Annotated in this window: 29 protein-coding genes, 1 pseudogene and 1 riboswitch; of the genes and pseudogenes, 12 read left to right on the forward strand and 18 right to left on the reverse strand. The window is 52.8% G+C overall.

What is annotated here, in order from left to right; genetic code table 11:
* Positions 1-160, reverse strand: a pseudogene (locus CHH67_RS26960) (transposase); the annotation flags it as partial.
* Positions 161-490: 330 nt separating this feature from the next.
* On the opposite strand from CHH67_RS26960, the gene CHH67_RS24795 reads away from it, so the two are divergent.
* The 3 genes from CHH67_RS24795 to CHH67_RS24800 all read left to right on the forward strand — a co-directional run bounded on the left by CHH67_RS24795 (position 491) and on the right by CHH67_RS24800 (position 2,337).
* Positions 491-1,852 carry a helix-turn-helix domain-containing protein gene (locus CHH67_RS24795; protein WP_095268041.1) on the forward strand — a complete coding sequence of 454 codons (1,362 nt, stop codon included), beginning with the start codon at positions 491-493 and terminating at the stop codon, positions 1,850-1,852.
* Positions 1,853-1,855: 3 nt separating this feature from the next.
* The gene (locus tag CHH67_RS27145) at positions 1,856-1,984 is read left to right on the forward strand and encodes a hypothetical protein (RefSeq protein ID WP_255223087.1); all 129 of its coding nucleotides are present in this window, start codon (positions 1,856-1,858) and stop codon (positions 1,982-1,984) included.
* Between the two features lie 176 nt (positions 1,985-2,160).
* Positions 2,161-2,337, forward strand: coding sequence for an aspartyl-phosphate phosphatase Spo0E family protein (locus CHH67_RS24800; RefSeq protein WP_095268042.1), 177 nt, complete (start codon positions 2,161-2,163; stop codon positions 2,335-2,337).
* A 23-nt stretch (positions 2,338-2,360) separates the two neighbouring features.
* On the opposite strand, the gene CHH67_RS24805 is transcribed toward CHH67_RS24800, so the two are convergent.
* Genes CHH67_RS24805 through CHH67_RS24825 form a run of 5 tightly spaced genes read right to left on the reverse strand, consistent with a single transcriptional unit; the run spans position 2,361 to position 6,256 of the window.
* A complete protein-coding gene (locus tag CHH67_RS24805) occupies positions 2,361-3,185 on the reverse strand; it encodes a TatD family hydrolase (RefSeq protein ID WP_095268043.1) in 825 nt (274 codons plus the stop codon).
* A gap of 39 nt (positions 3,186-3,224) precedes the next feature.
* Positions 3,225-4,094 (reverse strand): ABC transporter ATP-binding protein, encoded by an 870-nt coding sequence (locus CHH67_RS24810; protein WP_230875599.1) that lies wholly within the window; start codon positions 4,092-4,094, stop codon positions 3,225-3,227.
* 52 nt (positions 4,095-4,146) lie between these two features.
* Positions 4,147-4,902, reverse strand: coding sequence for an ABC transporter permease (locus CHH67_RS24815; protein WP_095268044.1), 756 nt, complete (start codon positions 4,900-4,902; stop codon positions 4,147-4,149).
* Positions 4,899-5,192: an MTH1187 family thiamine-binding protein gene (locus tag CHH67_RS24820; protein WP_095268045.1), complete on the reverse strand. Its 294-nt coding sequence runs from the start codon at positions 5,190-5,192 to the stop codon at positions 4,899-4,901. The genes CHH67_RS24815 and CHH67_RS24820 overlap by 4 nt, the downstream gene beginning before the upstream one ends.
* Positions 5,193-5,212: 20 nt before the next feature.
* Entirely contained in the window at positions 5,213-6,256 is a 1,044-nt protein-coding gene (locus CHH67_RS24825; protein ID WP_095268046.1) for an ABC transporter substrate-binding protein, read from the reverse strand.
* A 113-nt stretch (positions 6,257-6,369) separates the two neighbouring features.
* A riboswitch (TPP riboswitch) is annotated at positions 6,370-6,481 on the reverse strand.
* Positions 6,482-6,519: 38 nt separating this feature from the next.
* Between CHH67_RS24825 and CHH67_RS26640 the strand changes: the two genes are divergently transcribed.
* Positions 6,520-6,660, forward strand: coding sequence for a hypothetical protein (locus tag CHH67_RS26640; protein WP_218832086.1), 141 nt, complete (start codon positions 6,520-6,522; stop codon positions 6,658-6,660).
* 73 nt (positions 6,661-6,733) lie between these two features.
* On the opposite strand, the gene CHH67_RS24830 is transcribed toward CHH67_RS26640, so the two are convergent.
* Complete coding sequence (locus tag CHH67_RS24830; protein WP_095268047.1) at positions 6,734-7,120, reverse strand: VOC family protein; 387 nt, start codon at positions 7,118-7,120, stop codon at positions 6,734-6,736.
* A gap of 369 nt (positions 7,121-7,489) precedes the next feature.
* On the opposite strand from CHH67_RS24830, the gene CHH67_RS24835 reads away from it, so the two are divergent.
* Complete coding sequence (locus CHH67_RS24835) at positions 7,490-8,536, forward strand: EAL domain-containing protein (protein WP_095268048.1); 1,047 nt, start codon at positions 7,490-7,492, stop codon at positions 8,534-8,536.
* A gap of 209 nt (positions 8,537-8,745) precedes the next feature.
* Here CHH67_RS24835 and CHH67_RS24840 read toward each other — a convergent pair whose 3' ends face one another.
* Complete coding sequence (locus CHH67_RS24840; protein ID WP_095268049.1) at positions 8,746-9,777, reverse strand: LacI family DNA-binding transcriptional regulator; 1,032 nt, start codon at positions 9,775-9,777, stop codon at positions 8,746-8,748.
* A gap of 571 nt (positions 9,778-10,348) precedes the next feature.
* On the opposite strand from CHH67_RS24840, the gene CHH67_RS24845 reads away from it, so the two are divergent.
* The 5 genes from CHH67_RS24845 (at position 10,349) to CHH67_RS24865 (ending at position 15,053) form a co-directional block, all read left to right on the forward strand.
* The gene (locus CHH67_RS24845) at positions 10,349-11,023 is read left to right on the forward strand and encodes a response regulator transcription factor (RefSeq protein WP_095268050.1); all 675 of its coding nucleotides are present in this window, start codon (positions 10,349-10,351) and stop codon (positions 11,021-11,023) included.
* Positions 11,020-12,456, forward strand: coding sequence for a sensor histidine kinase (locus CHH67_RS24850; protein WP_095268051.1), 1,437 nt, complete (start codon positions 11,020-11,022; stop codon positions 12,454-12,456). The genes CHH67_RS24845 and CHH67_RS24850 overlap by 4 nt, the downstream gene beginning before the upstream one ends.
* A 233-nt stretch (positions 12,457-12,689) precedes the next feature.
* The gene (locus CHH67_RS24855; protein ID WP_095268065.1) at positions 12,690-13,604 is read left to right on the forward strand and encodes an ABC transporter ATP-binding protein; all 915 of its coding nucleotides are present in this window, start codon (positions 12,690-12,692) and stop codon (positions 13,602-13,604) included.
* Positions 13,601-14,317 (forward strand): ABC transporter permease, encoded by a 717-nt coding sequence (locus tag CHH67_RS24860; RefSeq protein ID WP_095268052.1) that lies wholly within the window; start codon positions 13,601-13,603, stop codon positions 14,315-14,317. The genes CHH67_RS24855 and CHH67_RS24860 overlap by 4 nt, the downstream gene beginning before the upstream one ends.
* A gap of 1 nt (position 14,318) precedes the next feature.
* Entirely contained in the window at positions 14,319-15,053 is a 735-nt protein-coding gene (locus CHH67_RS24865) for an ABC transporter permease (protein WP_095268053.1), read from the forward strand.
* A gap of 162 nt (positions 15,054-15,215) precedes the next feature.
* Here the strand turns inward: CHH67_RS24865 and CHH67_RS24870 are convergent, their stop codons facing one another.
* Positions 15,216-16,055 (reverse strand): Gfo/Idh/MocA family protein, encoded by an 840-nt coding sequence (locus CHH67_RS24870; RefSeq protein WP_095268054.1) that lies wholly within the window; start codon positions 16,053-16,055, stop codon positions 15,216-15,218.
* Between the two features lie 32 nt (positions 16,056-16,087).
* Positions 16,088-17,173 carry a Gfo/Idh/MocA family protein gene (locus tag CHH67_RS24875; protein ID WP_095268055.1) on the reverse strand — a complete coding sequence of 362 codons (1,086 nt, stop codon included), beginning with the start codon at positions 17,171-17,173 and terminating at the stop codon, positions 16,088-16,090.
* A gap of 381 nt (positions 17,174-17,554) precedes the next feature.
* On the opposite strand from CHH67_RS24875, the gene CHH67_RS24880 reads away from it, so the two are divergent.
* Positions 17,555-18,274: a Crp/Fnr family transcriptional regulator gene (locus CHH67_RS24880; RefSeq protein WP_230875600.1), complete on the forward strand. Its 720-nt coding sequence runs from the start codon at positions 17,555-17,557 to the stop codon at positions 18,272-18,274.
* Between the two features lie 137 nt (positions 18,275-18,411).
* Positions 18,412-18,741 carry an antibiotic biosynthesis monooxygenase family protein gene (locus tag CHH67_RS24885; protein WP_095268056.1) on the forward strand — a complete coding sequence of 110 codons (330 nt, stop codon included), beginning with the start codon at positions 18,412-18,414 and terminating at the stop codon, positions 18,739-18,741.
* A gap of 230 nt (positions 18,742-18,971) precedes the next feature.
* Here the strand turns inward: CHH67_RS24885 and CHH67_RS24890 are convergent, their stop codons facing one another.
* The 8 genes from CHH67_RS24890 to CHH67_RS24925 all read right to left on the reverse strand — a co-directional run bounded on the left by CHH67_RS24890 (position 18,972) and on the right by CHH67_RS24925 (position 26,659).
* Complete coding sequence (locus CHH67_RS24890) at positions 18,972-19,913, reverse strand: helix-turn-helix transcriptional regulator (protein ID WP_095268057.1); 942 nt, start codon at positions 19,911-19,913, stop codon at positions 18,972-18,974.
* Positions 19,914-20,027: 114 nt separating this feature from the next.
* On the reverse strand, positions 20,028-20,507 hold the full coding sequence (locus CHH67_RS24895) for a DUF6530 family protein (protein ID WP_095268067.1): 480 nt from the start codon (positions 20,505-20,507) through the stop codon (positions 20,028-20,030).
* Between the two features lie 224 nt (positions 20,508-20,731).
* Complete coding sequence (locus tag CHH67_RS24900) at positions 20,732-22,483, reverse strand: alpha-glycosidase (RefSeq protein ID WP_095268058.1); 1,752 nt, start codon at positions 22,481-22,483, stop codon at positions 20,732-20,734.
* Between the two features lie 189 nt (positions 22,484-22,672).
* Positions 22,673-23,182 (reverse strand): cation:proton antiporter regulatory subunit, encoded by a 510-nt coding sequence (locus CHH67_RS24905; RefSeq protein WP_095268059.1) that lies wholly within the window; start codon positions 23,180-23,182, stop codon positions 22,673-22,675.
* Between the two features lie 43 nt (positions 23,183-23,225).
* Positions 23,226-24,449, reverse strand: coding sequence for a cation:proton antiporter (locus CHH67_RS24910; RefSeq protein ID WP_095268060.1), 1,224 nt, complete (start codon positions 24,447-24,449; stop codon positions 23,226-23,228).
* A 325-nt stretch (positions 24,450-24,774) separates the two neighbouring features.
* On the reverse strand, positions 24,775-25,266 hold the full coding sequence (locus CHH67_RS24915) for a CcdC family protein (protein ID WP_095268061.1): 492 nt from the start codon (positions 25,264-25,266) through the stop codon (positions 24,775-24,777).
* A 101-nt stretch (positions 25,267-25,367) separates the two neighbouring features.
* A complete protein-coding gene (locus CHH67_RS24920) occupies positions 25,368-25,943 on the reverse strand; it encodes a TetR/AcrR family transcriptional regulator (protein WP_095268062.1) in 576 nt (191 codons plus the stop codon).
* Positions 25,940-26,659 carry an MBL fold metallo-hydrolase gene (locus CHH67_RS24925; protein ID WP_095268063.1) on the reverse strand — a complete coding sequence of 240 codons (720 nt, stop codon included), beginning with the start codon at positions 26,657-26,659 and terminating at the stop codon, positions 25,940-25,942. The genes CHH67_RS24920 and CHH67_RS24925 overlap by 4 nt, the downstream gene beginning before the upstream one ends.
* Between the last annotated feature and the right edge of the window lie 219 nt (positions 26,660-26,878).

The raw sequence follows: 26,878 nt of genomic DNA on the forward strand, positions 1-26,878 counted from the left end.
AGGCCTGTCCATTTGCGTGTCACATCCATCGTGGCCAGATAGAGCGTTGTCAGCAGTACCTCATCGGTGGGTAAATACTCTTACCCTTGGTCACTTTACGAAGCTGTCAGTGATAACTCTCAATCATATTTGTGGTGTAGATGAGTTTGCGGATCTCAGGAGTTTTGGAGCGAGCTGACCAAATACTATTTAACCGAAACCCGAATGGGAGCGCGGAAGCTGAGACCGGAGCGAAGAAAGACATAGGCCTCTATATTCCATTGGAACAGTAAACCGGATTCGCAGGGATAGTTACCCTAGGGTCCGGTTTTTGATTTTGACAATCGCTGACTGTTCTTTTCTTAGGGGAAGTGTTTTAATACTTCTAGATTTATCCCGGGGGCAGGGGCGGATTCTAGTTTTTCGTCTTTATTGACCGCTGTAATATTATAACTTAGAATAGATTATAATATTTTCCTATTTATTGGTATATGGAAGAGGGTGTGGAAATATGGCGCAAAAAACGACGATTCGAGATCACATAGAAGATTACATTGAGCAGAACGGGATGAACATCAACCGATTTGCGAATATATCCGGTGTGAACTCCGGAACACTCAGCAGAATTCTTAGTCAGAAGCAGCCGATCTCTATGGGGCAGCTTGAGCGAATTACATCCGGTCTGAACCTTCCTACGGATCATTTCTATGAGATGTACATCGAGGAATGTTTCTTTAACGGGACACCAACCTGGAGAAGATTAAGACCGTTTCTGTTTCGCTGTGCCGACACGGATCGCCTGGATTGTATTGAACGTGTGGTTACTACGTTGCTTGACAATCTTGCCTACACACCGATGCTGTTTGAGACAGCAGAAGAACTGTTCCACCAAGGAAAAAAGGCGGCCGCTGCCATATTGTACAAGCATGTGAGCACAAGCGAGAAATATCAGCATTCCGAACGGCTGGCCATATGCCAGTACAGACTGTTCTTGATTTCGATTGGGAACGATCAGGATGCGAATCTGAGAGCGGCAACGCTGTTTGAAGGTTATGTAGACCGCTTGGATCAGGAGTATCAGCTAGATGCTTACAAGCATTTGGCGCATGTATACGGTTCTCTTCATCGCTGGGATAAGGTTGATATGATGGCGAAGGAGATGCACAGAATTGCAACAATTTTGTATAATCAGAACCAACTTCGTCGTCAGAAGCCTCAAGAAGGGAGCCGATCACCGGAGAAGCCTGTATATTATTATATCTTATATTCTTATTTAATCCGCTCTACCGTATGTGAGCATAACGGGGATTATGAGGGAATGAAACACTATATACAGATGTATTCAGATGGAGATTGGATACAGGAGAAGTCCTCCGAAGTGCAGGCAATCATAGAGCAATTTCAAGAATGGGCAAAGGCTGACTTATATATATGTCGGTTAATGACGGGGCACTATGACGTGCTGCCGGAGTATGTAAAGTATATTGTTGCTCAAGGTGTCGATAGCTATAAGCTCAAAGCTTTTTTATATATAATCGAAGCTGCGAATCGGCATAATTGGAATGTAGATCCATATATCAACCAGTTTTCTGTCTATCTCTCTTATGAGAAATTTAAAGAGCTGTTTGGGGAGTACAATCAACAGGTTTACGCAGATGAATATGCTCGCCTATTAGTTGAAGTAGCTATGTACCACTTAAGAAATGGAAAAAGAGAAGGAATTGAAATTCTTTTACAAAGTTTGGATTTTTCTATTGCGATTAATAATAAAAGCAATATAATTAAAAGTGTAGCATTATTCGAGCAATATCGTGTAAAAGCTGACAAAAACGACATAAATCAATACCAGAAACTAATAAGGGAGGTTCAGTAAAACATGAAAAAGAAACTGTCTTTATTACTCTTTTCTGTGTTGATCGTGTTCTCTGTTCAACTGCCAGTCACTTCAGTGGATGCCGATCCTGGTCAAATTAAGCCATTGAGTCATGGTTTTGGTTTTGGTTGATACTTAATCGATACTCAAATAGATACATAGATAGCTAGCTTCAGATTAAACCACTTCAGGCGTCTCCGTTATTCGGAGACGCCCCTTTTTTTGTCTTAGCTCCTGATGCCATAACTCTATTATTCTATAATTTTACATTAAAGTATAAAATCCCTTGTATAAGGAGGCTAATCATAATGAACACGGCGAGGATTCAATATACCATTGAGCAAGAAAGAAGCAAACTGCATCAGATGAAACGACATTACCGGGACTTCAACCATCCGGTCGTGCTGCGGCAGTCCGTGCTGCTTGATGAACTGATCAATCAATATTTCATAAGCTTGAAGAGCACAAGCTCTGCTGCCAAGTAAGCCGTAAACTGCTCTGAACATGCTTATATGCCGTATAGCCTGGCGGCATTGTCATACAGCTGCTTGCGGGCCTGTAGAAGCGGTATCCCGCGCAGCTCGGCCCAGGCGCTGGCCACGCTCGACGTCATGCGCGGATGGGTCGTTTGCCCGGTGAAGGGGCCTTCGAACGGCCAGGGGCCGTCTGTTTCCGACATGACCAGATGCTCCGGATACCCAAGCGCAATGCGGCGGATCTCCTCCTCATATACAATGTCGGGGGTGAAGGAGATATAGTAGCCTTGTTCGGCCATACGCTGCAGCGTCTTCTCCGCTCCCTTGAACCAGTGGAAATGGGCAAGCGGGTGGCTGTATCGCTCAAGCAGATCGCAGGCCATCTCCGCAGCCTCGTAGACCGCATGGAGGATGACGGGCTTTTTGTGCTTTGCGGCAAACGCAATGAACGTCTCCAGCAACTCCACATAGGGCTGATCATCCCATGCTTCGCCTCGGGTAGCTGCTTCAAGCCTGGTGTAGTAGGGAAGCCCGACCTCTCCTACGGCGACCATCTCCTCGCTATGGACCTCCATCCATTGCAGCAGTTCCTGAATCTCTGTCGCAGACGGGAGCGGCTGCTCAGGGTGATAGCCGAATGCGGGTCTGATCCCGCCGTTATACAGGCGAGCCAGCTCCAGATTCCGCTTGCAGGAAGGCAGGTTCATCGACACGCTGATAACGGACTGCACCTCGCTGTTCGCCAGGTCGGCCGCAATGGCAAGGCCGATATCTTCCGGGTAGCTGTCCAGATGTATATGCGTGTCGATCAATGGAGCGAGGGGGCCGCCACCCTTGTGGTTCACGATTGAACTCATATTCTCATTCCCTTCGGCTTCTATTTCTGAAGAGACCCGTCACGTCGAGACCTGCTGCCTCTTCTGCTGTTCCTGTCGCATGATGGACGAGATGTCAGACTTAAGCGCCAGGAACGCAGGATCGGTTAAGATATCCTCCCGCCTTGGGCGGGGGAACGGCACCTCGATCTTCTGGAGCACGGTGCCCGGCCGGGCTGACAATATATAAATGCTGTCGGAGAGCAGCAGCGCTTCTTCGATATGGTGCGTGATCATCAGCACAGAGCGCCTCGTATCCTCCCAGATGTCCAGCAGCCAGTGCTGCATCTCGCTCCGGGTCAGCGCATCCAGGGCGCTGAACGGCTCGTCAAGGCACATGACCTCCTGCGGGCTCATCAGGGCGCGCAGGAAGGAGGCCCGCTGCTGCATGCCCCCGGAGAGCGTATGCGGGTAGGCCTTCTCGAAGCCGCCGAGCCCGGCCCGCTCGATCCATTGGCGCGCATTCGCCCGCGCCTGCGTTTTGGATACGCCGCGAAGCTCCTCGGGCAGCATGACGTTGTCTTCGACCGTACGCCACGGAAACAGTGCGGGCTGCTGAGGCATGTAGGCGATGAGGCCCTTCTGGCCCGTTACGTCCCGGCCGTCCATATGAACAGAACCGGCACCCGGAGGCATCAGCCCGCCGATGATGTGGAACAACGTGCTTTTTCCGCTGCCGGAGGGACCGATAATGGAGACGAATTCTCCTGGCTGTACAGCGAGCGACAGATCGTCCAGCACCTGCATCTCCCCGCGCCGCTGACGAAACGCCTTGCGAATATGACGGACCTCAAGTGCGGGATTATCCGTAGAGTCAGACCGTGCGGGGGTGGATGTCCCGGATAACTCCGGGGAGCTAGAAGGGGTGTCGTTCATGTTGTTCACACGCATGCGGTGGATCTCCTTTCTATAGACATGTAAGTGACTGGGCTTCCCGCCGGCTTCATGCCTTGCGGCTCCAGCGAATGAGCCGTTTTTCCAACAGGGCGATCAGCGCCACCATCAGCAGGCTGAGCAGCACGATGATCAGAATGGCAACGAAGACCCGGTCGGTGCGGTAGCCGGCTCTCTGCAGCATCATATAGTAGCCGATGCCCCGGTCAGCTCCGATCCACTCGCCAATGACCGCGCCCATGACCGAATAGGTGGCGGCGATCCGCAGCCCCGAGAAGATCGAAGGGAGGGCGTGAGGCAGCTCCAGCTTGGTGAAGATTTGCCAGGTGCCCGCCCCGGTCATCTTCATATAATTCAACATCGTCCGGTCTGTCCGGGCCAGCCCGTCCAGGGCAGCCACCGCTACGGGGAAGAAGCAGACGAGGGTGATGACAATGATTTTGGGCAGCATCCCGAACCCGAACCAGATCATGAGCAGCGGGGCCAGCGCGATGGTAGGCACATTCTGGCTGAGAATAAGCAGGGGATACAGTGCCTTTCGAAGCATTGGAATAAGATGCAGCGCCAGGGAAATGACAATGCCGGTGCCTGTTCCGATCAGGAAGCCGATCAGGGTCAGCCGCAGGGTGGCCAGCGTATGATTCAGCAGCACCGGTGAGCCGGATACCATCTCAAGCCCGATGGATGAAGGGGCAGGTAGAATGTACGGTTCAATATCCCATAGCCACACGGCGCCCTGCCACAGCACCAAAAAGAAGAGGACCGCCCCCACGGGCGGCCATATCAAGCTCCACCAGCTTCTCATGGACGGTATTTCTCCGTTAGCTTGTCCATACTGATGCCGTCTGGATAGTGTGCGATTTTGACTTGAGATATAATGCCTGGGCTGCCTGCCTTGACGAGCGCTTCATGCATCCGTTCGACAATTTGCAGCAGTTCGGACAACTCGCCCTCCATCGTCGTCTCCAGCGGGTGCACCTCATATTTGACGCCGGATTCCTGGATGACCTTGATCGCCTCGTCGACATAGGGGATGCTGTCCCCGCCGTCCGGTGTCTTCGGGATGACTTGAATGCTTAACAGTGTGTTGGCCATGAGCAATCTCCTTTCGTTAATTAAGGGGTATCCGGCAAAAATTCATTCGTAAACGCGCTGTCCGCATCCAGCTCCTGATCCAGCAGGCCGCGTTCAAACATCCATTCGGCATAGCCGGACCATACCTCGGCCTTCTGCTCTCCCCAGCGAGGGGCATCGTCCTGATAGCGCGGACTCAGCCATTTCTGGCTGGCGAGCACCAGCTCTGCATCCAGCTCCGGAACGGCCTTGATCAGCAGATCGGCAGCCTCCTCCGGGTGGTTGATCGCATATTCATATCCTTTTGCCGTGGCGCGCATGAACGCTTTAACCAGCTCCGGATCTTCCTGAATCAGCGTTTCGTTGGTTACAATCACCGGGGTGTAGTAGTCCAGCTTGTCCGAGTAGTCTTTCACATAGATCATGTCCAGCGGCTCTCCCCGAAGCTCTGCCTCGATCCCGGTCCAGGCATAGAAGATCCAGGCGAAATCGATGTCGCGTTTAACCGCCGTAAAATAATCGGCATCCCCGATATTGACGATGTTCACCTTGCTGACGTCAGCGCCGTCGATATCCATTATGGATTTCATGACGGCTTCTTCCACCGGCGAGCCCCAGCCGCCGTAGGCCTTGCCTTCAAAGTCAGCTGCGGTCTTGATATTCCGGTCGACCGGAGCGGCAAATCCGGAGGTGTTATGCTGAATGACTGCCGCAATCGACACGAGCGGAAGCCCTTGCGTCCGTGCAAGTGTCACGCCCTCCTGATAGCTGATGCCAAATGGCACGTTCCCCGAGGCGACCAGCGTATCCGTGCCGCCGGCGCCCGGCTGCACAATGCTTACGTTGAGTCCTTCTTCTTCGTAATAGCCGAGCTCCTTGGCGACGTACAGTCCCGTATGATTGGTATTGGCCGACCAATCCAGCATCAGCTGGATATCGCGCGGCGCCTCCGCGGTCTCCCCGCTGTTGCCAGCATCATTCGGATTCGGCGTACTGCCGCTCTTCTGATTGTCTGTGCCGCAGCCGGCCGCGACAAGAAGCAGCATGCATGCGAGCAATAACGCGGTCCATTTCGGTTTAATCATGTTCTTCTCTCTCCCTCATCTTCATTCTAGCTGCCTGTGACTTCACAATAATAAGAAACGCCCCGAGGATCTCGGGGCGCATGACGGCGTAAGTATTCCACGGCATCCATATCGAGCCGCAGTGTCAGGATTCCTACGCTGGCATTACCCAGATCAGGTGTAAGGGTCAGTATCTTGATGGGATACACTCTCAGCCGGCCGATTCCAGCTCCCCTGTAAGTATGATGAAGTTATAGGCTTAACTAACCGTTATTATAGACCTAATGGCTGGAGCTGTCCAGCCTGTGCGGGATGAGAGAGAGCCGGACTATTTCCAGGCGGGATGCTCGTCTTTGATCACATCCAGCCCCCAGACAGCTGCATTCGCCAGACTCGATGGACATGGGCGCTGGCTGTCACATTGATGAAGCAATACGAAAAAGACGAGACTCGTATACTAAAGCCTCGCCTCGTCGTGATCGCGCGGGGGAATCATTTTTAGCGCTGGAAAAATTCAATCCATTCTCCGTTTGGCCCATGAAGGAAGAAATAACGGTAGCCGTTTGGCAGCGTCACAATTTCCTCATCAAGATGCGGCACGCCGAGCTTCTGAACCCGGGCGTACTCCGCCTCGATCTGGTCTGTGCTGACTGCAAAGTGATGTACCGCTCCTTCAGCCGGAAGGCTGTCGCTGTATCCTTGTATAAGCTCCACTTCGGTCTCATCGCTGCCGTTAAAGCCGAGGAAGGCAAGTTCGATCACCCCGTTCGTATGCTTGACACGATCCTTCAATTCAAGACCGACAACCTTCGTGTAGAAGTCGATGGTCGCCTCAAGATCCCGCACCATAACTCCGACATGATCGAGCCGTTTATGAGATGGCATACTGGCCACATCCTTTCCTGTTCGTCCAATTTGAATCACATCTTAACATATAATTCCTACCTGTCAAGTGGGTATATATGTTCTCGCTTAACTTTTCTTTACATTTTAATGGGTGAAAAGTATCATGATTTATAGATGGATTTTTAATCCTTTTGCACCAGCAAGGTTTACATAAATCATGGGATCACGAAAGTGGGCGGGCCGCGTTCCCCTTCTTCTTTATTGCTTCAACGCTTGTCAGACATAATGCAAATGATTAACTTTGATTGTTTTGTTTTACATATTCATTACAAAAAAGCATATTATACAAAGAATTCATATCCAAATGCCGATAAGAAGCTTAGTGAAAGCTTGCCGAGGGGGATGAACATGTTGTGCGACAACCGCAGCACCTTTGAACCGTTTGAGGACCAGGGAATTGTTCAGATCAGACCAGCTTACGCAGAGCTTCTTCATCTGCTTGACGGGTGGGGCGGCACCGTGCGCAATACCCGCGAAGGGTGTGCTGTCAGCTATCAGGGGCGGGATGAGCTGGTATCGCTAATCCGGCTGCTTCGGGGACTTCCGAATGGATCAAGGGAAGAGATCAGCTTCCGCATCATGGACGGAGCGACTCCACAGCAGCACCATCCGTGGACGATGGCCGAGCAGCTCGGGCCGGAGAATGATCAATGCGATATGCTGAATATTATCCTGGATCAACAATTTACGAGCCATATGCAGCCTATTGTAGACCGCTGCGAGCAGATTGTGGCTTATGAATTTTTGCTGCGTCCGGCTAAGAACGGCAGGCCATTCCCTCCCCAGAGGCTCTTTGATACAGCACGACGTGCAGGTCTGCATTATTTTCTGGACCGTGAAGCCCGCAATGCGGCCATTGAGGCCAGCGCCAAGTGGCTGCCGAGTGGTGTAAAGCGGTTTATCAACTTTCTGCCTTCCTCGATTTCGGACCCGAAGAAATCGCTGGTGCAGACGTTTCGCGTGCTGGAGAGCCATCATCTGGACCCGTGCGATTTCGTGTTCGAGGTTGTTGAGACGGAAAGAATTGATGATATTCAGCATCTCCAGGCGATTTTTGATACCTATCGTAAACACGGCATTTCCTTAGCCATGGATGACGTGGGCGCCGGATACTCCACATTGGAGCAGATGGTGCTGCTGAAGCCCGATTATGTCAAAATCGACCGCAGCCTGATTGACCATTGCGAGCAGAACAGTGTGAAACAACAACAGCTTCAGATGATTACACGAACGGCCCATGAATTCGGGGCCAAGGTGCTTGCAGAAGGAATAGAACGCCGTGAGGAGTTCCAATACTGCCGGCAGATCGGCATCGAACTAGCTCAGGGCTATTTATTTGGGAAACCGGCGGAAAGACCGCTCAAGGGACCCCAGTCGCAACTGATGCTATGTTAAGGGATTCAACATTCATATGATATGGAAAATGATCGAGGGGGAGGAAACTTCCCTTCGTTTTTATTTATCAGGATAGTTGTGTGATTGAAAGCTTTATAGGGAGCAAGCCCAGGGAAGCACTTCTCCTGAGCTTGCAGCAGGGTGGTATAAGAGGTCGCATCCAGCAGCAACCGGCTTATGTGCAAACGATTGAATAAAGCGATGCACCACTACTTCGGGGCAGAGTGCATCGAAGATTCGCGAATCATGAGCCGGTGCGGGATAATATAGCGGCTTGGGCGGCCCTTCTCGTTAGGATTGCGAATGCTCTGGATCAATGCCTGGGAAGCGGTGTAGCCGAGGTTATAGATGCCGATGTCCACGCTGCTGAGCGGCGGATTGGACAATTCGGACAACGAAATATTGTTGAAGCTGATGATGGATACATCCTGGGGCACCTTATACCCAAGCTCGTTTAATCCCCGCAGTACCCCGAAGGCAACGATGTCATCCACGATGACAAGCGCTGTTGGACGCTCCGGCAAATTCATAAAAAAGGACATCGCACGATAGCCGCTTTCCTGCAGAAACTCGCCTTCCACGATCCACTCCTTGCGCATGGTCAGCCCGGCATCTGCCAATGCCTGGCCATACCCCTTCAGGCGGTCCTGGGACACCATCAGATTCGGTGGCCCGCTGACAAAGCCGATCCGCTCATGGCCGAAGGTAATCAGGTGTTTGGTCGCATCATAAGCGGCCTGTACATTATCCGTGTCGACAGACAGCAGATCCGGATACTTCTCGCTGCGCCCGATAAGCACGAACGGATATTCATTCGCCTTCAGGTAGTCAACGACCGCGTCGTCCTGCCTGGAATACAGAAGGATAGCTCCGTCCACACGGCGGCCATTGAGCAAGCGGGACACCGCTTCAACTTCTTCCTTCTCACTGCCGCCTGAGCTGATCAGCACATCATAGCCGGAACGGTTGGCCTGGGTGACGATGCCGCGGATAAGCTCCATGAAGAACAGATTCAGAAACAGTTCCTCGGCGGGCTTGGGCAGAATGACACATATCGTTTCCGTCGTTTTGGACACCAGGCTCTTGGCCATCATATTCGGGTGATAGCCCATCTCCTCCATAATGTCTCGAACCTTCTGCGATGTTTCGCGGCTGATTCTCGGGTGATTGGAGAGCACGCGTGAGACCGTGGAGGGGGATACTCCCGCCCGTTTGGCAACATCTTTAATCGTTACATTCATAACAAGGACCTCCTGTGGAACCGTTTGCTTGATTAAATGGAAGAAAATCGTGAAGCAGGCTCCATTTAATACGGTCCGGATCCATAGTGTTAAAGGTTTAACCAATCCTTTGGCACAGATAGAGTTAAACGGTTACAACTGCTATATTAACGTTAAACGGTGTGCTTGTAAATATACTGTGCAACAGCAGGAAGGCGGGACGATCCACGATCAGGGGGTTCTTTTTCTCCAAAAATCCCGATTGGAGTCAAACGTTTGCACAATATTAGGGGGGAATTAGCAGAGAGAGCGGCGGAAAAGAGTGGCGTAAGAGAGGGGGTTGAGGAATGGCTAAGGATGCAGCTTAAGGAAGTAGCCTGAGAAAGTAGTCCGAAGAAAGTAGTCCGAAGAAAATGGCTTGAGAAAGTAGCTGGAGGGAATAGCTGAGTGAAAAGGCTGGGTGACAAGGTTACAACGTAATGGCGAAACGAAGCACCCGTTTTAAGGGCGGGTCTGCTCATGATACAATGAATGCCAACAGGAGCCGGAGGGACGCCCGGCGGACAAGCTTGGGATGAAGGGGAGAGATTACTTGAGCGCAAGCATTTTATATATTGAGGATGACCGTGAAATAGGCGAATGGGTGAGTGAGTTTCTGAAGGAAAAGGGGTACAGCGTCACGTGGCTTACCAGCGGGGAACGTGCTGTGGAGGAAGCGGATAACTGTGCCGTTGTCATCCTGGACGTGATGCTGCCGGGGCTTGACGGCTTCACGGTGGGGCAGCGAATCAAGAAGGCTTGTCCGGTTCTGCCGATTCTGATGCTGTCTGCACGTACGTCGATTGATGACAAGCTTCAAGGACTCGAATTCGCCGACGATTACTTGACGAAGCCGTTTCATCCTGACGAGCTGGCAGCGCGGGTCGAGGTGCTGCTGCGCCGTTCGGCGGCCCACGTCGAGGAAGCGGTCGAGATCGAACATCTCCGCATCTATGTAAAGGAGAACCGGATAGTGAATATGGACTCGGGAGAGGATATTGTGCTGACAGGGAAGCAGTATCATATCTTCATGTATTTGCTGCAGCACCGGGGGCGGGTCATGACGAAGGAGCAGATCTATGAGGCGGTCTGGAACGAGTCCTACATCGAAGGAGACAAAACGCTGATGGTGCATATTCGCTACCTCCGCGAGAAGCTGGAGCGAGATCCGGCAGCTCCGGCCATTATTGAGACCGTCCGCGGGCTCGGGTACCGGGTGAGAGCATGAAGTGGCGGAAAACCAAGGGGAGATTTCGCAACTCGCTGACTTCCCGGTATTTGCTGCTGATTATGGCTGCGATGATGTTTATGCCGATCGTGATGCCGCTGGCCTCCGTATTCTACTGGTTCGTGAATGACACCTTCTCCAGAACGGTCTATGTGCCAACTGCGAAGTATACGAGCGGTGAGCCGCTGGTCAAGATGTGGCATGCCGAAGCGGCGAAGCTCGGCGGCGCGTCCGCGGAGCACATCGGTCAGAGGCTTGGTGAACTTCGAGAGGAATATCCGGAGTTGTCCATCCTCTGGGTTGACGCCCGGAATGAAGTAAGGGTCGAGCTCCCGGAACAGCCGGATATCCCTGATACATGGAGTGCCGAGTATACGGTGCAGTTCATGAAGACCGCCGTGGGCAACGATCCGTTCACGGTGGTGGCTTTTATCGGGGGCGACGAGGGCAGCGGCCAGGGGTTCATGGTGATGCGGATTCCGAGACAATATATTAGCGTTCAGCAGCCTTTTGCCAGTGAGACGACCATCTATGCCGCCTTCATGGCCGGATTGTCGCTATTGTTCATTCTTGTCTCCTGGCTGTTCTTCGTTGGCATCCGGAGGAGGCTGATCCGCTTGCGCAAGGCGATGACATCGCCGCACTCTGAGACGGGCATCCCGCAGCCGGTTCAACTCACGAAGCGGGACGAGATCGGCCAGCTGGAGGAAGGGTATAACGATATGGTGCAGCAGCTGAAGATTGGCCTGCGCCGCCAGCGTGAGGAAGAGGAGCTGCGCAAAGCGCTCATCGCCAATCTGTCCCATGATTTGCGGACGCCGCTCACTGTGATACGAAGCCATATTTTTTCGATTGGGAAGGAGCAGCTGAGCGAGAAAGGGCAGGAGTCACTGGCGCTGATGGAATCGAAGATCGGGGATCTGGGAGAGCTGATTGACAATCTGTTGTCCTATAATCTGCTGACCAGCGGCCGGATTGAGCTGAAGCTTTCGCCGGTGGATATATTGCGGCTCGTGAGGGAGAGCGCGGCAGCCTGGTATCCGGTATGGGAGAAGTCGGGGATTGAGCCTGACATTGACCTTGAAGGAGAGCCGGTCGTGTGGGATGTAGATGAACTGTGGTTCCGGCGCATCGTGGATAATCTGTTCCAAAATGTTGTGCGTCACGCTAAAGCGGGAGGTTATATCGGCATTCGAATGGCCGGGCGTGAGGACGGTGAGCGGATGCTGGTCATCTCGGACAGAGGGCCTGGGATGAATGCGGACTCCGAGCACAAGGGTACAGGCATCGGCCTGGCCATCGTTGAACATCTTGCCAGAGAGATGGGGCTGGACTATGAGATCGTCAGCTCGGCTGCGGGCTCGGCGGTAAGGGTGTGGCGGAAGTCGAATCCCCTTCTGACGAATGCTGCGTCTGATGACACTTCCTTGTAACTGATCAAGACACAGTGAACAGCCTGTCACGAGGTCCTCGAACACGTCATGAGGACAGCGGTGCGGGGCATTATACGGCGATTTGTTCCCGGTAGGGCCGGGGATAGATCGCCTTTTTTGTGCGCCCGAAGGGGTGAACCGACTTGGAAAGCTATTTGTTTAAATCAAATTTAAACTTCGGGGCGACCGTCATTTAACCTGGGGCAGGTAGGATAGTTCTCGAGGTGATTGATGTGACGGACATGGTCATACAGACAAAAGGATTGTATAAATTGTACAAAAAACGCGCAGCGGTGGAGGATCTCAACCTGGAAATCGCGCGCGGCGACATTTACGGGTTTCTCGGACCGAACGGAGCGGGCAAAACAACGACAATCCGCATGCTGCTCGGGCTGATTCAGCCCACGCGCGGCTCCATCCATCTGTTCGGCAAGGATTTGAAAAAGGAGAAGATGGACATTCTGCGGCGGACAGGCTCGCTGGTCGAATACCCGTCCTATTACGGGCATTTGACCGCGATTGAAAATTTGGAGACGATCCGCCGCATTACGGGCGGGCCCAAAGCTCGCATCGCCGAGGTGCTGGACATCGTCTCGCTGACCAAGGAAGCCAAGCGGCCGGTCAAGGGCTACTCCCTCGGCATGAAGCAGCGGCTCGGCATTGCTGCAGCGCTGCTGAATCATCCAGAGCTGCTCATTCTGGATGAGCCGACCAACGGACTGGACCCTTCGGGGATTCAGGAAATCCGCGAGCTCATTAAACAGATGCCGCGTCAATTCGGCATCACAGTGCTGGTATCCAGCCACCTGCTCAGCGAGGTGGAACTGATGGCCGACAAGGTAGGCATCATTCGCGAGGGGCGGCTGGTGTATCAGGATACGATCACCAATCTGACCGCTGCCGCGTCGAGCGGCTTCCGCCTGTCGGTCTCTGAGCCGGAAGCGGCGCTGATGCACGCGCTTGAGCTCGGCTGCTCCGGCGTGCTGAATCGCGGAATGATGGAGCTTGGGGCCATGAGCGATGCGAAGGTGGCGCTGCTTGTCAAGCGGCTGGTCGAGCATCAGCATGCGGTTTATCGGGTGGAGGAGAAGCGCAGATCGCTGGAGGATATTTTCATGCAGATCGTCGGGGAGGGGAACCGGATATGATGCTCCGCGCACTGTCTGCAGACTGGATGAAAATCCGCGGCAAAGGGATCTGGTTTCTGACTGCGCTAGGCCCCATCGGGCTGGTGGCGATGCAGGGCTTGAATTTTGGCCTGCGGTACGATTACCTGATGAATCAATATGCGGATGACCCGTGGGGCGGGCTGCTTCATAATATTGCGAATTTTGTACCGATTGCGCTGTTTCTCGGCATCACGCTGATCAGCTCGCTGATGGCGAATGTAGAGCACCAGCTCAGTTCATGGAAGCAGCTGCTGGCACTGCCGATTTCCCGAACGGCGGTATTCAGCGCCAAGTTCGTGCAGGCGTTCCTGCTCCTGACCGTATCCTGCATTCTGCTCTCCGCAGGAACGGCAGTCCTTGGACTTCTGCTCGGCATGTCCCCGCAGGAGATACCCTATGTCGATCTGGCGCGAGTTGGCTTCGCGCCGATGCTTGCCGCGATCCCGTTGCTGGCAATTCAGCTCTGGATGTCGATGACGCTCAAAAACCAGGGGCTGCCTGTCGGGATAGGGATTACGGCATCGGTTGTGTCTGTCTTCACGTACCAGTTCCCCAACTGGATGCCGCTGAAATGGCCGGTACTTGCTTATGTTGGTCCGGGCGAAGTGAAGGTGGTCGGAGCCGGTCTGTGTCTGGGTCTCGTCATTTCGCTGATGGGCCTGATTCATTTTAACCGAAGGGACGTGAACTGATATGTCATCCTATACCCGAGCCTTGTCAGCCGAATGGCTGAAGCTGGCCAGGTCCAGACTATGGCTGCAAATCCTGCTCTGCATCGCAGCATCCACCTTGCTCGGCATCCTTGATGGAAGGGAGGTGGGGGCTCTTCGTTGGGAAAGAACCTTAACCACGATGAGCATTCTCCACGCGATGCTGTTTCTGCCGATTATGACGGGGGTCTTCAGTGCGATGGTATGCAGATATGAGCATGCCGGCGGCGGATGGAAGCAGCTGCTCGTGCTCCCGGTCTCCCGGGGGGCGGTGTATCTGTCCAAGTTCTCTGTCGTATGCATTCTGCTGGCGGTGATTCAGCTGCTGTTCCTGGGTGGATTGCTGCTGGTTGGCGTGGTGAATCGCTATGCAGAGCCAATTCCGTGGGGGATGCTGCTGCAGTGCCTTGCTGGCGGCTGGATCGCCTGCCTGCCGCTGGCAGCTCTTCAGCTTGCCGTATCGACGGCCTGGAGCAGCTTTGCGGCACCGCTTGCGCTGAATGTGGTCTTCACGATTCCGAATATGCTGGTTGCCAATTCGGCGACGTATGCGCCTTATTATCCGTGGGCCCAGCCGCTGCTGGCTATGATGCCGACCGGAGGCGCCGATTTCGGAGCCTTCAACCTGCCGTTTGAGAGTCTCATGCTGGTCGTGGTCGGCGGATTCCTACTGTTCTTTATGGCGGGGCTTCTATATTTTCAGCGCAAGGAGATATAGGGGACAATAGTGTGTGTGATCCTGCCTGTACATTCGCCACATGCCCCTTGAAATAGCAAAGGCCGCTGTCCCGGGACGGATCGTCCCAGGGAGAGCGGCTCTTTTGCTGTGAACCCTGATCATGAAAGAAGGTGCTTCGACCTTAAAGCTGTCCAATGTCTGTTATACGGGCAGCTCCACCCAGCGATACGGTGTGTCAGCAGCCTTTAAACCGTACTCAATGATCGTGACGATAGCCACGGTCTCTGCCGGATCAACGGCAGGCTCGCTAGTATGGAAGAAGTGAACGAGATTGTCGATGAAGGCAGTGAAGAAATTGGACTGCGCTGAAGCTTGCTTGAAATCCCCGGTGGTGTACCTCACTCCAAGGGTGAACGGGCAGTTGTCGCCTAAATGATTCACATTCGCCTGCCGCCCTTCTCCGAAATCAATCAACAGGGACGGGGACTCCGGCGTGCCGGTGAACATGACCCGTTTCGGGCTTGGGCCCATCAGGTGAACAATCGGCTCGATTTGATGAATCGAATAATTGGAGAAAGCCCCGGGGCCCCAGCTGCTAATGGTCTGGATGTCCCCCGCCTTCAGCTCTGCGTACTCGCTGGCAAAGCGGAGGGCGGATGTGGAATACATCGGCGTGCCATGCTTTGCTGCCAGATCAAACAAGCGAAGGGCGGCGTCCCGGTCAGGCGCAAACGTCTTATCAATATACGTTGGCTTGCCGGAAGCGAGCGGAAGCTGGGACAGCTCCTCATGATACTCCGGATTGTCCGGGGACAGGACGATCAGGTAGTCGCTTCTGTCCACCACCTCGGCGATGGAGGATAGCTGCTGCACGCCGTATTCCCGGCACCAGGCTTCGTTTGTCTTGCCGCCTTCCTTGTCCTGCTTGGCATAGGCGTAGGCCACCTTCATGCTCCCGCCGCTGGCCTGTTCAATCCAGCCCGGATACTTGTTCGCGTGAAACTGGTCAAGATGGAGATCGATAAATCCGATGGTCTTCATATCTGATAGCCTCCCTGGCGATTTGAGCTGGCTTAGCGATTGGTCTCGGCTGTTGCCGACAGCAGGGACATTTCCGCTCCTTTGTCGGAGGAGTCGTAGATAGCTTGGATGATTTGCGATGAGAGGATAACCGTGTCGATGTGTGATGGCTGCTTCTCTCCTGTCTGGATCGAGCGGATGAAACCGTCGATTTCGTTCTGGAACATGCTGCCGAGGTTGAACTTCGGCGTCGTTTCAATCAAAGCGCCGTCCTGGGCGGTGTAGAACGTGAATTCCGCCCCGTATTTCAGGCGGATGCCGCCTTTGTCGCCAAGGAAGTCGATGAACATTTCCTCGACCCCGATATTCTGGGCCCAGGCACCGTTAAGCGAGATGGTCGGCCCTTCGGTCCGAATGAGGGCTGTAACAAAGTCATCCACATCATAGGTGCCGTCAACCTTCGGCGGGCCGGCCCACATTTTCAGATACGTATAGTTCTCCATATCCTTGCCGAGCTTGGAGTATGCCTGACCGGATACGGTTATAGGGCGCGGGTCGCCGGTACAGTACATGACCACATCCAGGAAATGCACACCCCAGTCGATCAGAGCGCCGCCGCCGGCGATCGCTTTGGTGGTGAAAGCTCCACCAAGTCCTGGGATGGAGCGGTGAGCGCGGAAGCTGGCATACACATGATACAGCTCGCCCAGATCGCCGTTTTCGATCATTTTCTTAATCCGGTTCACGCTTTCGTTGTAACGGTTCACGACACCGATGTTAAGAATCTTGCCGGTTTCATGCTGGATCTTCTGCATTTCGAGCGCTTCGGCGTAGGTTCTTGCGGCGGGCTTTTCACAGAGGACATGCTTGCCGGCGCGAAGACAAGCGATGGTAATCGAGGCATGCACATCATTCGGCGTGCAGATCGACACCGCGTCTACTTCCGGGTCCTCCAGAATGACACGGTAGTCAGCGATCGCTTGTCCGCACTCATATTTCGTAACAGCTTGCTCCGCCCGGTCCAGCTGAACGTCGCAGAAGTACTTGATCTCGGCATCCGGATTGGCGATGTACGCCGGAATGTGTGCGCTGTTGGCGATGGTGCCGCAGCCGATGACAGCGATTGTAATTTTGTTCATTATATTCCCTCCATCATCACGAATAGTTGAAAACATACGATACCTTTCGAAAATGCATATAGCTTATGTTTTGCCAAGAGTATATCATGGTGCGGATAGGTCTCGATTTCACTATCGTGTTTTTTTATTGGATTATCGTACAGAGGTGGGCGGGGGAGTGGCAAATTTAAAGCATAAGTTGTCGTAAGTATTTGTAGGGGTATAGGTTCTTGTTTTTCTTAGGGTTCTATGTCAGAAGCTTTTGTAATCTGGGTTACAGAAGAGGAAATAAGGGTGGTTTATGATGAATGTAACATTCCGGCTATAGATTATGTTATATGAGGAATAATGATTGCAGCGAGTCGAGTGATTGTCGTTCGCAGCATGGAAAGGAGGAGCACCATGTTACACGATGAGACGATGAATGAGACAATGGAAAGAGTAACCTCATTTTTGCCACAAATAAAAATATTTGAATCGCTTCCGGCAGAAATTATCCGTGAAATCGAACAATTGGTAACAAGATCAAATACGTATAAACTTTCAAATAACACAATTCTTCAGTCGCCCGGTAATGAAAAGAATGGCTTGTTTTTCGTCATCGCCGGTAAACTTCGGTTATACAAAACCAATTCGGCCGGCAAACAACATACAGTTTGCATCCTAAGTGAGGGCGGTATGTTTGGCGAAGTTGAAACGTTTTCCTTGAGCACAAGAGGGACTTATGTGGAGACGATGGAAGACTCGATTGTTTTTTCGATTCCGGCTGAACAATTTGAACCGCTTTTAGTCAAGTATTCTGAATTGTCTTTACGATTTTTATCGGAGCTAAGCAAACGCCTGCGAGATCAGGATGAATTGGTGGAGAAATTGGTTTTTCGAGATTTGCGTGGCAAAGTGCTCTACTTTCTCAACCGACTATCTAAGAAGTTCGGAATAGAAGAAAATGGATACCAGAAAATCGATATTCCCCTGACTCATCAAGAATTGGCCAATATGATCGGCGCCACAAGAGAAGCGGTATCGCTTACCTTACAGGAGCTATCCAATGAAGGTATTATCGTGACCAGCCGTAGAATGGTCATGATTCATATCGAAAAAGCGATGCAAGAGCTGTCTTGATTCATGATCCGTATGAATCTCCTTTCGATTGCATGCTTTTCAACGTAATCTAAATTACTGACGAATTATTCATCTAGCGTTATGATAAATGCCGCAGCGGAAACCCTGCAAATATGAAACTTATAGGAGGAGTAGCCATGTCCAATCAACAGGTTCAACTGAATATTCGATTCAAAGCTAAACCAGGGAAGAAAGAGGAATTCCGCAAGGAGCTATATTCCCTTATTGAAGAGATGTCATCCGAGAAGGCATTCATTAGCGCCATTGTTTCAGACGATCTGGATCAGCCGGATGACTTGATCATTTATGAAACATGGCAGGGCACCAGAGATAGCTGGCTTGCGGAAGAGTTTATTAAACCCTACCGTAAGAATTACGAAAGAATACTGGGCGATTTAATTGTGGATAGAAGCGTCAGCTGGTTAGAGCCGAAGGGCGAATGGGGAAGTCAAATAACGAATGCGTGATGACGTTCAACGGCGTCGAATTGTTCGTAGATGGCGGTATGGCTCAAGTCTGACCTTGAATCAGAAGGGATAGAGATGTCGCTTTAGGCTAATTTCCTACTAAGCCCATGTATATAATCAGGCAGAGGAGTCAATACCAGCTCTCTGCCTGAGTTTCATTCTGTGACGAATTTTTTCCACTGCTATGTCGAATCTGGGTGAAGACGATTCCCGATGATGGTTCCGTTATGCTAGCGACTGCTCCGGTCGCTATTTTTCTTGTAATAGGCCGGGGTCGTTCCGGTATATTTCTTGAAGATGCGGCAGAAGTAGGGCAGCTCGTTAAACCCGACTTTATAACATACCTCCGTTACGGTCAGCTCCGGCTCGGTCAGCAGCTTCATCGCCATGCGAATGCGATAGCTGGCTACGTATTGGCTGAAGGTGCGGCCGGTGATCTCCTTGAAGTGGCGGCAGAAGTTCGTGCGCGACATCATCGTCATGCTGCATAGCTCCTCCAGCCTTAGCGGCTGATCGTAATGCTGATGGATGAACTGAATCGCTCCAAGCATCTGCTCATGGTACTGGCCGCCCGCAGGTCTGGCGTGAGCGGAGGCGGCGTCATGTTCCCGGTTCACAATCATCATCAGCTTCAGCAGATTGGCCTTCAGCAGCATTTCGAAGCAGGGGCTACGCCTGCTGTACTCGCCGAGCATTTCATTCAACAGCTCCTGCGCGGCCAGATCACTGCTGCCGGACAGGGAGATTTTCGGCGGAATCTCATGCTCTGGAGCGACAAAAGCCTCGATAAAGGCTTGGTCAAACAGCCTGGATCCCTCTTCGGGGCTGGCAAGCTGCTCATTGATGAATCCGGGCGTGAACTCACACCCGATCACCTCAAGCTCCCGGCCGGGAAGCATTTCGACCCGGTGGATGCAGTAGGGAGGAACGACCACAATATCGCCCTGAACAACGCTGTATTTACGCCCGCCCATCGTGTGATCAAACTCGCCGCGGCGAACGTACCAGATTTGAAAATAGTCGTGCATATGATCCGACATGCTCCCGTAATCCTCGTTGATCCGGTACATTTTGCAGGGAAGGCCGCTCATCATTTCCAGCTCGGATGTGAAATATACGATCCCCCTGCGCGTGCACTCGGCGATGTCCTGCTTGATCCAGTGAAGGGTCATGACGTCATCCTCCTATAAGCGTTCACATGGTCTATTATTCATAGCATAACGGATTCAGGGCATGAATCAATAGAAGCATGAACAGTTTAGCCGCGGGGATGGTAACGCTAAGTGTTAATACCCCATCTCCTTCAACATCCGGGACAGTGTGCGCAATCTTTCGCCAATCAGTTCGCCATCCTCGCTCAGCGCCTGATTGAACAGCTTGATATCTTCATGGATATGCTCGTTATCGGTGGATACGGATACCGTCATGGCATCCCCTTGCAGCCCTACCCGGTCTATGACGGGATTGTCGGGATCATATAAATGATCATATCGGTAGGCCTCTTGAAAATGGAGCTTGGCTCTGCAAATCAAAATCGCAAGGTCAATCACCCGGTGGAGAGGAAGCTCCTCGGATTGCCTGGACCATTTGCCGCCCGTATGTCTCCATACTTTCGCGGAAATATCCACTTTTCCCCGGTCGTTCCACTGCGCAAGCCCCAGAGAGAGCCCCTTCGCATCTGAATCATAGGCGTATCGGCCATCGATGTTCTCATAGTTCTCGGACACGATGACAGGTTTATGCTTTAACGTTGTCGGTATTTTCAAGCGGATCACCTTCCAGTTCTCATGATTTCAATGACATGCAGCTCAATTGTTCACTAAATTTATAATTTACTAATTTACTAAATAACTGAACTCATGAGCATTATAACGTTCATACCGGGTCAAGTCAATGTCATCATGTCAAGGGAAGGAGGGGGAGCGACAAAAAGAGGCGCCCGCTGCTCGGCTGCGTGTATCGCAGTGAACGGAGGGCGCCCTCATGATGATCAATCGGATGAGGCCTTCAGCACGGCAAAGCCGTAAGCCGGGAGCTTCACGGTCAACTGTCCGTGAGCAGCGGTCAGGACATCGTCGTTCCACAGATGGGTCCACTGTGCATGCCGGACAGGCAGCGTAAGCGTGTGGCCCGCCTTGTCGTTGTTCATGACGACCAAGATCGTATCTTGGTCGTCCTCACGCAGGTAAGCAATCTGCCGGCTGTTCTTCTCGGCCGTGAGGAACTTGAAGGTGCCGGTGCGCAGAGCAGCATGAGCTTGGCGGAGCCGGATGACCGTCTGGTAGAACGCGAACAGATCCTTGTCATGCTTCGTCTCGTCCCATTCCATACATTTGCGGCATCCCGGGTCATGCCCGCCATCAAGGCCGACCTCGTCCCCATAATAGATGCACGGGGTGCCGAAGTAGGTGAACTGGAACAGCACCGCCAGCTTCATCTTCCGCTTGTCGCCATCCGCTTGGGTCAGCAATCTGGCGGTGTCATGGCTGTCCAGCAGGTTGAACATGACTTCGCTGGCCTGGCGCGGATACCCGGCAAGCTGCTTGCCGAGCATGAAGGAGAACTTCTCGGCATCGGCGATTTGATGAATGAAGAAATCAAGGACGGCGTTGGTGAACGGATAGTTCATCACCGCATCGAACTGGTCGCCCTCGAGCCAGATGGACGATTCATGCCATACCTCGCCCAGAATATAGGCATCGGGGTTCGCTTGCTTCACCACCCGGCGAAACTCGCGCCAGAACTGGTGGCTCACCTCATTGGCAACATCGAGCCGCCAGCCGTCGATCCCCGTTTCGCGAATCCAGTATTCCGCGGCCTTCAGCAAGTATTCCTTCACTTCCGGATGCTCGGTATTGAGCTTGGGCATCAGCGGTTCAAAGGCAAAGGTATCATACGTCGGAATGCCGTCCACCACCTCAAGCGGCAGGGAGCGGATATGGAACCAGTCCTTGTATTTGGACTTCTCCCCGTTCTTGAGGACATCAACGAAGGGAGGGAAGGTTCGGCCGGAATGGTTGAACACGGCGTCCAGCAGGACGCGAATTCCGCGCTCATGGCACAGATCTACGAGCTTCTTCAGCGTATCCTTGTCCCCGAACTGCGGGTCAATCTGAAAATAATCCTCCGTATCGTACTTATGGTTGGTGGTTGCCTTAAAGAGCGGGGTGAAGTATACGGCGTTCACGCCCAGCTTGCTCAGATGATCGAGGTGGTCGATGACGCCTTGCAGATCACCGCCAAAGAAGCAGCTTGGCGTCGGATCGGCACTCCCCCATGGCAGCGTGCCTTCGGGATCATTGCGGGTATCCCCGTTGGCAAACCGTTCAGGGAAAATTTGATAGAAGATGGCATCCTTCACCCATGCCGGCGGCTGGAACACATCGACAGGGTTGATGAACGGGTACTCGAACAGTCGGTCGGGATTGGCCGGCGGCTCGGTCAGAAAATCATACTCGGTCATCCAGCGCTTCTCATGACCCTGCTGCAGCAGAAACCCGTATTTCACTCTTCGGTACGGCGGGGTCACCTCGCATTCCCAGTAGTCGAACAGCTCGTCTGTCGCCAGCTTGGTCATCGGGACATACTCCATCGTGTGGTCCCACATGTACTTGTCACCGGCGAGAGCATAGACGGCGGTCATGTCGTCTTTCTTGGTGCGGATCCGAAGATGAACGGTGGTGCCGTTGTACGCATAGGACCAGTTTTTGCGCGGACGGTGATACACAGCTTCCAGAAACATAAGATCAATCCTCCTTAATGCCGCTGCGGGCAAATAAAAAAGGCACAACCCGGTTTGAAATCGCCGAGGTTGTACCTTCAACAAGATAACATTGCCTTTAAATTATGGATTGGAAAATCTGTTCACTAAAAATATAACAGACTCGCGGCCCTTCCACAAGCGTGCCCGAAGGATATTTAAATCGAATATCTAGTCCTCGGTCGCTTTAGACGGTTTGCCGATCAGAAGCTCTTTGAAATTCCGGATCTGCTGCCGTTCCCCGGCCAGTACAATGGTTGCGCCAGCAGCAAAGATGTGCTCGGGTCCCGGATTAATGACACGGTTCTGCCGCCCAACGATCGCAAGGACGCTGGCTCCCGTCCGCTTGCGAATCTCCAGTTCGGCAATCGACTTGCCAGCACCGTCATAATGGGCCTCCACGCGGATCCATTCGATGATCAAATCTTCCACCGACACCTCGATGGATTCCAGCGCTTGAGGCTTGTAGACCATGCCGCCGACAATCGCGGCAATTTGTCTGGCTTCATCATCATCCAATGAGATTTGCGATATCGTTTCTTCAGGATCATCGTCGTTAAAATGGTACATCTCTCTTCGGCCATCATTGTGGATGATCACAACGAGCCTGTCTCCCGATCGGGTCTGAATAAGAAATTTTTTACCGATACCCGGTAATTCGGACTCGCGAATAAAACTCATATAAGTTCCTCCTCTCATACAATGAACATCAGCTTGCGAGTGGCTATTCTGATTGCCGCCTCTTAACCTTCTCTTCAGGAGAGCTCCAGCGGAAGATCCGGTTAATGCCGCGGTAAATATGCTTCGACTCCTTGGTCAACAGTGGCCCAAGTATGGCCAATATCAATACGTAAAGCGCCGAGAATGGCTTGATCATGGCCGATAGGCCGCCGGCGACGCCAAGATTGGCCACGATGATGGTGAACTCTCCGCGCGCCATGATCGTCAGTCCAATGTTAAGGGATGATTTATGCGATAGTCCGGCCCTGCGACCAGCGATCATACCTGCAACCAAATTGCCGATAATCGTAAGTACCACAGCGCCGATCGCCAGCCAGAAGGCATCGCCAAGCGTGGTCGGATCAATGCTCAGCCCGAAGCTGAAGAAGAAGACAGCGCCGAAGAAATCGCGGAATGGCACGACCAGCTGCTCGATGCGTTCGCCATGCTCCGTTTCGGAGAGCGCCAGGCCAAAGAGAAGCGCGCCGATTGCCTCGGCCACGTGCAATTTCTCCGAGAAGCCAGCAATAAAAAACATGACGGAGAATACAACGATGATGAAGATCTCGTTAGACGTAATTCGCAGCCATTTGTTCAATAGCGGCGGGCCCTTGCGGGCAATGACAAAGAACAGCAGCATGTAGCCGATGGAAATGCATACCGACAGCAGCGTGGCCCCGATGGAGGTAGCGCCACCGAGCAGCAAGCCGGACATGATTGATAGAAACACGGCAAGAAAAATATCGTCGAACAAAATCATGCCCAGAATCAGCTCGGTTTCGGAGTTCCCGGTTCGTCGTAAATCGACGAGCACTTTGGCGACAATTGCGCTGGAAGAGACGGAGAGCATACCGGCAATAATGAGCGTTTCGTAAAGCGGCATTTGGACGATAAAGCCGTAAGCCAGCCCCAGCGCAAAGTTTAGCGTCACGTATACCGTCCCGCCTACAACGATATTTCGCCCGGATTTGATTAATTTCTGCACGGAAAACTCCAGCCCCAGATAGAAGAGCAGAAATAAGATACCGATTTGCCCTAGAAAATCAATGATGCCTTGACTGTCAATAAACTTGAAGTCAAAGATACCGATCGTTGGCGCGTGGGGCCCAACCAACATACCAAGCACAATCAAAAAAGGGATGATGGAAAACTTAAGCTTTCCGGCAATTACGGAGGCGATGGCAACCAAAATTAAGGCGGTGCCAACCTCGAACATTATGTCGTGCATTGAAGACCTCCTTCATCTGCTTTTTTTTGCAATCACTTCTATCGTATCGTAGTATGCGTAATATTACAAATATTCTGTAAATTAATGCAAATTAAATAACTGGACGAGCGTTTGGTTGCACAAAAAAAAGAGTGAAAGCATCAGCACACACGTGAAGCTGGCGGATATCCTTCGGATGGAGATAAGGAACCGGACAGCTTAAGCTTTCGCCGTATGAATACGGCTTCCAGGTTGTGTGCTTGCTATTCACTCTTTCATGAAGATTGGAGCTTGGGGGATTGTCCGAAGCCGGGAGATCCTGTCGAAACAGGACCAGCATCGGGATTCAGGCCACCACTTCCGGACCTGTAATCTTCTGATACTGACGATACATCGAGATCCGCCAATGGACGATCATGCCGTAGGCGAGGAGGAAGAACAACGCAGCGGTCTGCGGAATGGAAATATGCTGTTCGATGTAGCCGTGCAGGAGCAGCCGGACGGCAAGAATGCCGATCAGAATATACACGAAGCTGCGGGAACGCTGCACGAATACCTGCCCCTCCACTTTCTCAAACTTGGTGCTGCGGATGAGCGGGTACGAGAATATAAACCATCCCACGCAAAAGGCGACCGCCCCCCACCACAGCGGAATATGAACCTGCGGCTCCACAAACATGATAAAACCGGTGCTCATCGCGATGGGAGGAATGATGATCTTCCTGACCGTGACCGGACGGTGACTGGCCTTCATGCGAATGATGATGACCGTTACCGCCATCACCAGCATGGCAATCGTAGAGCCTATTTGAAGAATTGGGGAATTCAGATCTACCACAATTCAGGACCTCTTTCTATAAAAAATAGCACATATTAAGTATTGTCCTTCGATTATAGCATAATCCGCGCTCTGGCAAAATCAGACGAAGCTGCGGCGATTCAGACTTCGCCGGCTTTCAGGTTCATCCCCTGGATGAACACATCAATCATAAAGGCCAGGCTATCGTCCCGATTAAGATTCATGGCGAATTGGCCGGAACGCTCCAGCGAACAGAAGCCGTGACAGAAGCTGCGAATGCACCGCACGGTATGGAGCGCATCGTCGGTGGTGAGCTTGTAGGGTGTCAAAATTTGCAGCAGCAGCTCCACCACGCTGTCTCCGGCCTGGATCACCTCGGTCTGCTCGGGGGCGATGGGCTGCAGGGCCGCCTCATACAGTCCGGGGTGTGTTCGGGCAAATTCAACATACGCCAGACAGGCCTGGCGCAACGCATCCTCGCCGGACTTCCCGACAACCGCCTTCATCAGCCCTTGAAGGAGGGTGCGAAGGCCATGAAGGGTAAGGGCCGCGTGCAGGCCGGGAAGACCGTTAATATGATTGTACAGGGAAGGGGAGCGCACCCCGAGCTCGGCTGCCAGCGATGCCAGCGTGACGGCATGGAATCCGTCCCGGTCGGCAAGCCTGGCGGCAGCTTGAACGACAGCCGTCTGGTCTAATCCGGGTCTTGGGCTCATGGCGTCTCCCTCCCCAGTCGGGCTTCCGCCGCGGCAATCGCCTCTTGCATGCGGGTCCGAGGCGACGCCAGCATCGGCCCGTGCCCGACGGCGAGCAGGGCTGGCTCCAGCTCTGTGAGCGCCTTGGCGCTTTCGATTGCGGCGGGCTTGTTCCAGGTGGCCCATGCCGGGAAAGGAAACCAGGGGTTGACCTTGCCGGATACCGCCAATCCGCCGCGGGTCTGGAGCGCATCCCCGGCGATCAGAATGCCGCTGCGCTGATCAAGAAACGCCATATGCCCCGGCGTGTGCCCCGGTGTGGCGATGGCTTTCAGCGAGCCGATGAAATCTCCGTGCCGGAGCAGAATGTCCGGCGTAGTATGGATGGTCTTCGGGACGCTGCCGCGAATGGGCGTTTGCGGTTCTCCGGACTCCAGGCTCACGTCGCCCCGCAGAAGCTTCGCGTCCCGCTTCGATATATATACCTTTGCCTCAGGCAATGCCTGCTTCAGTCCGTCCAACCCGCCGACATGATCGCCATGGGCGTGAGTCAGCACGATGCGGCGGATCGGTTTGCCTGCGGATGAGGCCGCGGCAAGGGTGCCCTTGATAGAGAAGGGCATGCCGGTATCGATGAGGGTAAGACCATCCTCTTCCTCCACCAAATACACATTGACCGGAAACAATCGAGGCATGAATGAAAGCTGGGTTACTTGATCCACTGTGGTTGCAAGCATAAGGCTTCTCCTTCCTGTCTTTCGGAATTTACAACATGAGCGCCAGCAAGTGTGGCAATCGCAGCGTCATTAGTTAATAAACTAACCATATTAGTATATTAACTAATATTATTAGTTTGTGCAAGCCCAAGTTCAGGATAGGCGTTATGCCAGTGCTGAGAGGCGAGCGGCGGCGACACGCAGATCGCGGTCAGGGCAATCGGACATGAATCTCAGAAA

Origin of the sequence: Paenibacillus campinasensis (assembly GCF_002272015.1) — a bacterium.
GTDB lineage: Bacteria > Bacillota > Bacilli > Paenibacillales > Paenibacillaceae > Paenibacillus_AQ > Paenibacillus_AQ campinasensis.

What these genes read in the sequence shown, in the direction of transcription:
- CHH67_RS24925 (WP_095268063.1), bottom strand. Translation starts at nt 26,659, where the DNA reads ATGCTTGCAACCACAGTGGATCAAGTAACCCAGCTTTCATTCATGCCT.
- CHH67_RS24795 (WP_095268041.1), top strand. Translation starts at nt 491, where the DNA reads ATGGCGCAAAAAACGACGATTCGAGATCACATAGAAGATTACATTGAG.
- CHH67_RS24875 (WP_095268055.1), bottom strand. Translation starts at nt 17,173, where the DNA reads ATGAACAAAATTACAATCGCTGTCATCGGCTGCGGCACCATCGCCAAC.
- CHH67_RS24830 (WP_095268047.1), bottom strand. Translation starts at nt 7,120, where the DNA reads ATGCCATCTCATAAACGGCTCGATCATGTCGGAGTTATGGTGCGGGAT.
- CHH67_RS24920 (WP_095268062.1), bottom strand. Translation starts at nt 25,943, where the DNA reads ATGAGCCCAAGACCCGGATTAGACCAGACGGCTGTCGTTCAAGCTGCC.
- CHH67_RS24865 (WP_095268053.1), top strand. Translation starts at nt 14,319, where the DNA reads ATGTCATCCTATACCCGAGCCTTGTCAGCCGAATGGCTGAAGCTGGCC.
- CHH67_RS24910 (WP_095268060.1), bottom strand. Translation starts at nt 24,449, where the DNA reads ATGCACGACATAATGTTCGAGGTTGGCACCGCCTTAATTTTGGTTGCC.
- CHH67_RS24805 (WP_095268043.1), bottom strand. Translation starts at nt 3,185, where the DNA reads ATGAGTTCAATCGTGAACCACAAGGGTGGCGGCCCCCTCGCTCCATTG.
- CHH67_RS24835 (WP_095268048.1), top strand. Translation starts at nt 7,490, where the DNA reads ATGTTGTGCGACAACCGCAGCACCTTTGAACCGTTTGAGGACCAGGGA.
- CHH67_RS24850 (WP_095268051.1), top strand. Translation starts at nt 11,020, where the DNA reads ATGAAGTGGCGGAAAACCAAGGGGAGATTTCGCAACTCGCTGACTTCC.
- CHH67_RS24810 (WP_230875599.1), bottom strand. Translation starts at nt 4,094, where the DNA reads ATGCGTGTGAACAACATGAACGACACCCCTTCTAGCTCCCCGGAGTTA.
- CHH67_RS24815 (WP_095268044.1), bottom strand. Translation starts at nt 4,902, where the DNA reads ATGAGAAGCTGGTGGAGCTTGATATGGCCGCCCGTGGGGGCGGTCCTC.
- CHH67_RS24860 (WP_095268052.1), top strand. Translation starts at nt 13,601, where the DNA reads ATGATGCTCCGCGCACTGTCTGCAGACTGGATGAAAATCCGCGGCAAA.
- CHH67_RS24800 (WP_095268042.1), top strand. Translation starts at nt 2,161, where the DNA reads ATGAACACGGCGAGGATTCAATATACCATTGAGCAAGAAAGAAGCAAA.
- CHH67_RS24820 (WP_095268045.1), bottom strand. Translation starts at nt 5,192, where the DNA reads ATGGCCAACACACTGTTAAGCATTCAAGTCATCCCGAAGACACCGGAC.
- CHH67_RS26640 (WP_218832086.1), top strand. Translation starts at nt 6,520, where the DNA reads ATGGCTGGAGCTGTCCAGCCTGTGCGGGATGAGAGAGAGCCGGACTAT.
- CHH67_RS24825 (WP_095268046.1), bottom strand. Translation starts at nt 6,256, where the DNA reads ATGATTAAACCGAAATGGACCGCGTTATTGCTCGCATGCATGCTGCTT.
- CHH67_RS24905 (WP_095268059.1), bottom strand. Translation starts at nt 23,182, where the DNA reads ATGAGTTTTATTCGCGAGTCCGAATTACCGGGTATCGGTAAAAAATTT.
- CHH67_RS27145 (WP_255223087.1), top strand. Translation starts at nt 1,856, where the DNA reads ATGAAAAAGAAACTGTCTTTATTACTCTTTTCTGTGTTGATCGTGTTC.
- CHH67_RS24890 (WP_095268057.1), bottom strand. Translation starts at nt 19,913, where the DNA reads ATGACCCTTCACTGGATCAAGCAGGACATCGCCGAGTGCACGCGCAGG.
- CHH67_RS24885 (WP_095268056.1), top strand. Translation starts at nt 18,412, where the DNA reads ATGTCCAATCAACAGGTTCAACTGAATATTCGATTCAAAGCTAAACCA.
- CHH67_RS24900 (WP_095268058.1), bottom strand. Translation starts at nt 22,483, where the DNA reads ATGTTTCTGGAAGCTGTGTATCACCGTCCGCGCAAAAACTGGTCCTAT.
- CHH67_RS24880 (WP_230875600.1), top strand. Translation starts at nt 17,555, where the DNA reads ATGTTACACGATGAGACGATGAATGAGACAATGGAAAGAGTAACCTCA.
- CHH67_RS24870 (WP_095268054.1), bottom strand. Translation starts at nt 16,055, where the DNA reads ATGAAGACCATCGGATTTATCGATCTCCATCTTGACCAGTTTCACGCG.
- CHH67_RS24840 (WP_095268049.1), bottom strand. Translation starts at nt 9,777, where the DNA reads ATGAATGTAACGATTAAAGATGTTGCCAAACGGGCGGGAGTATCCCCC.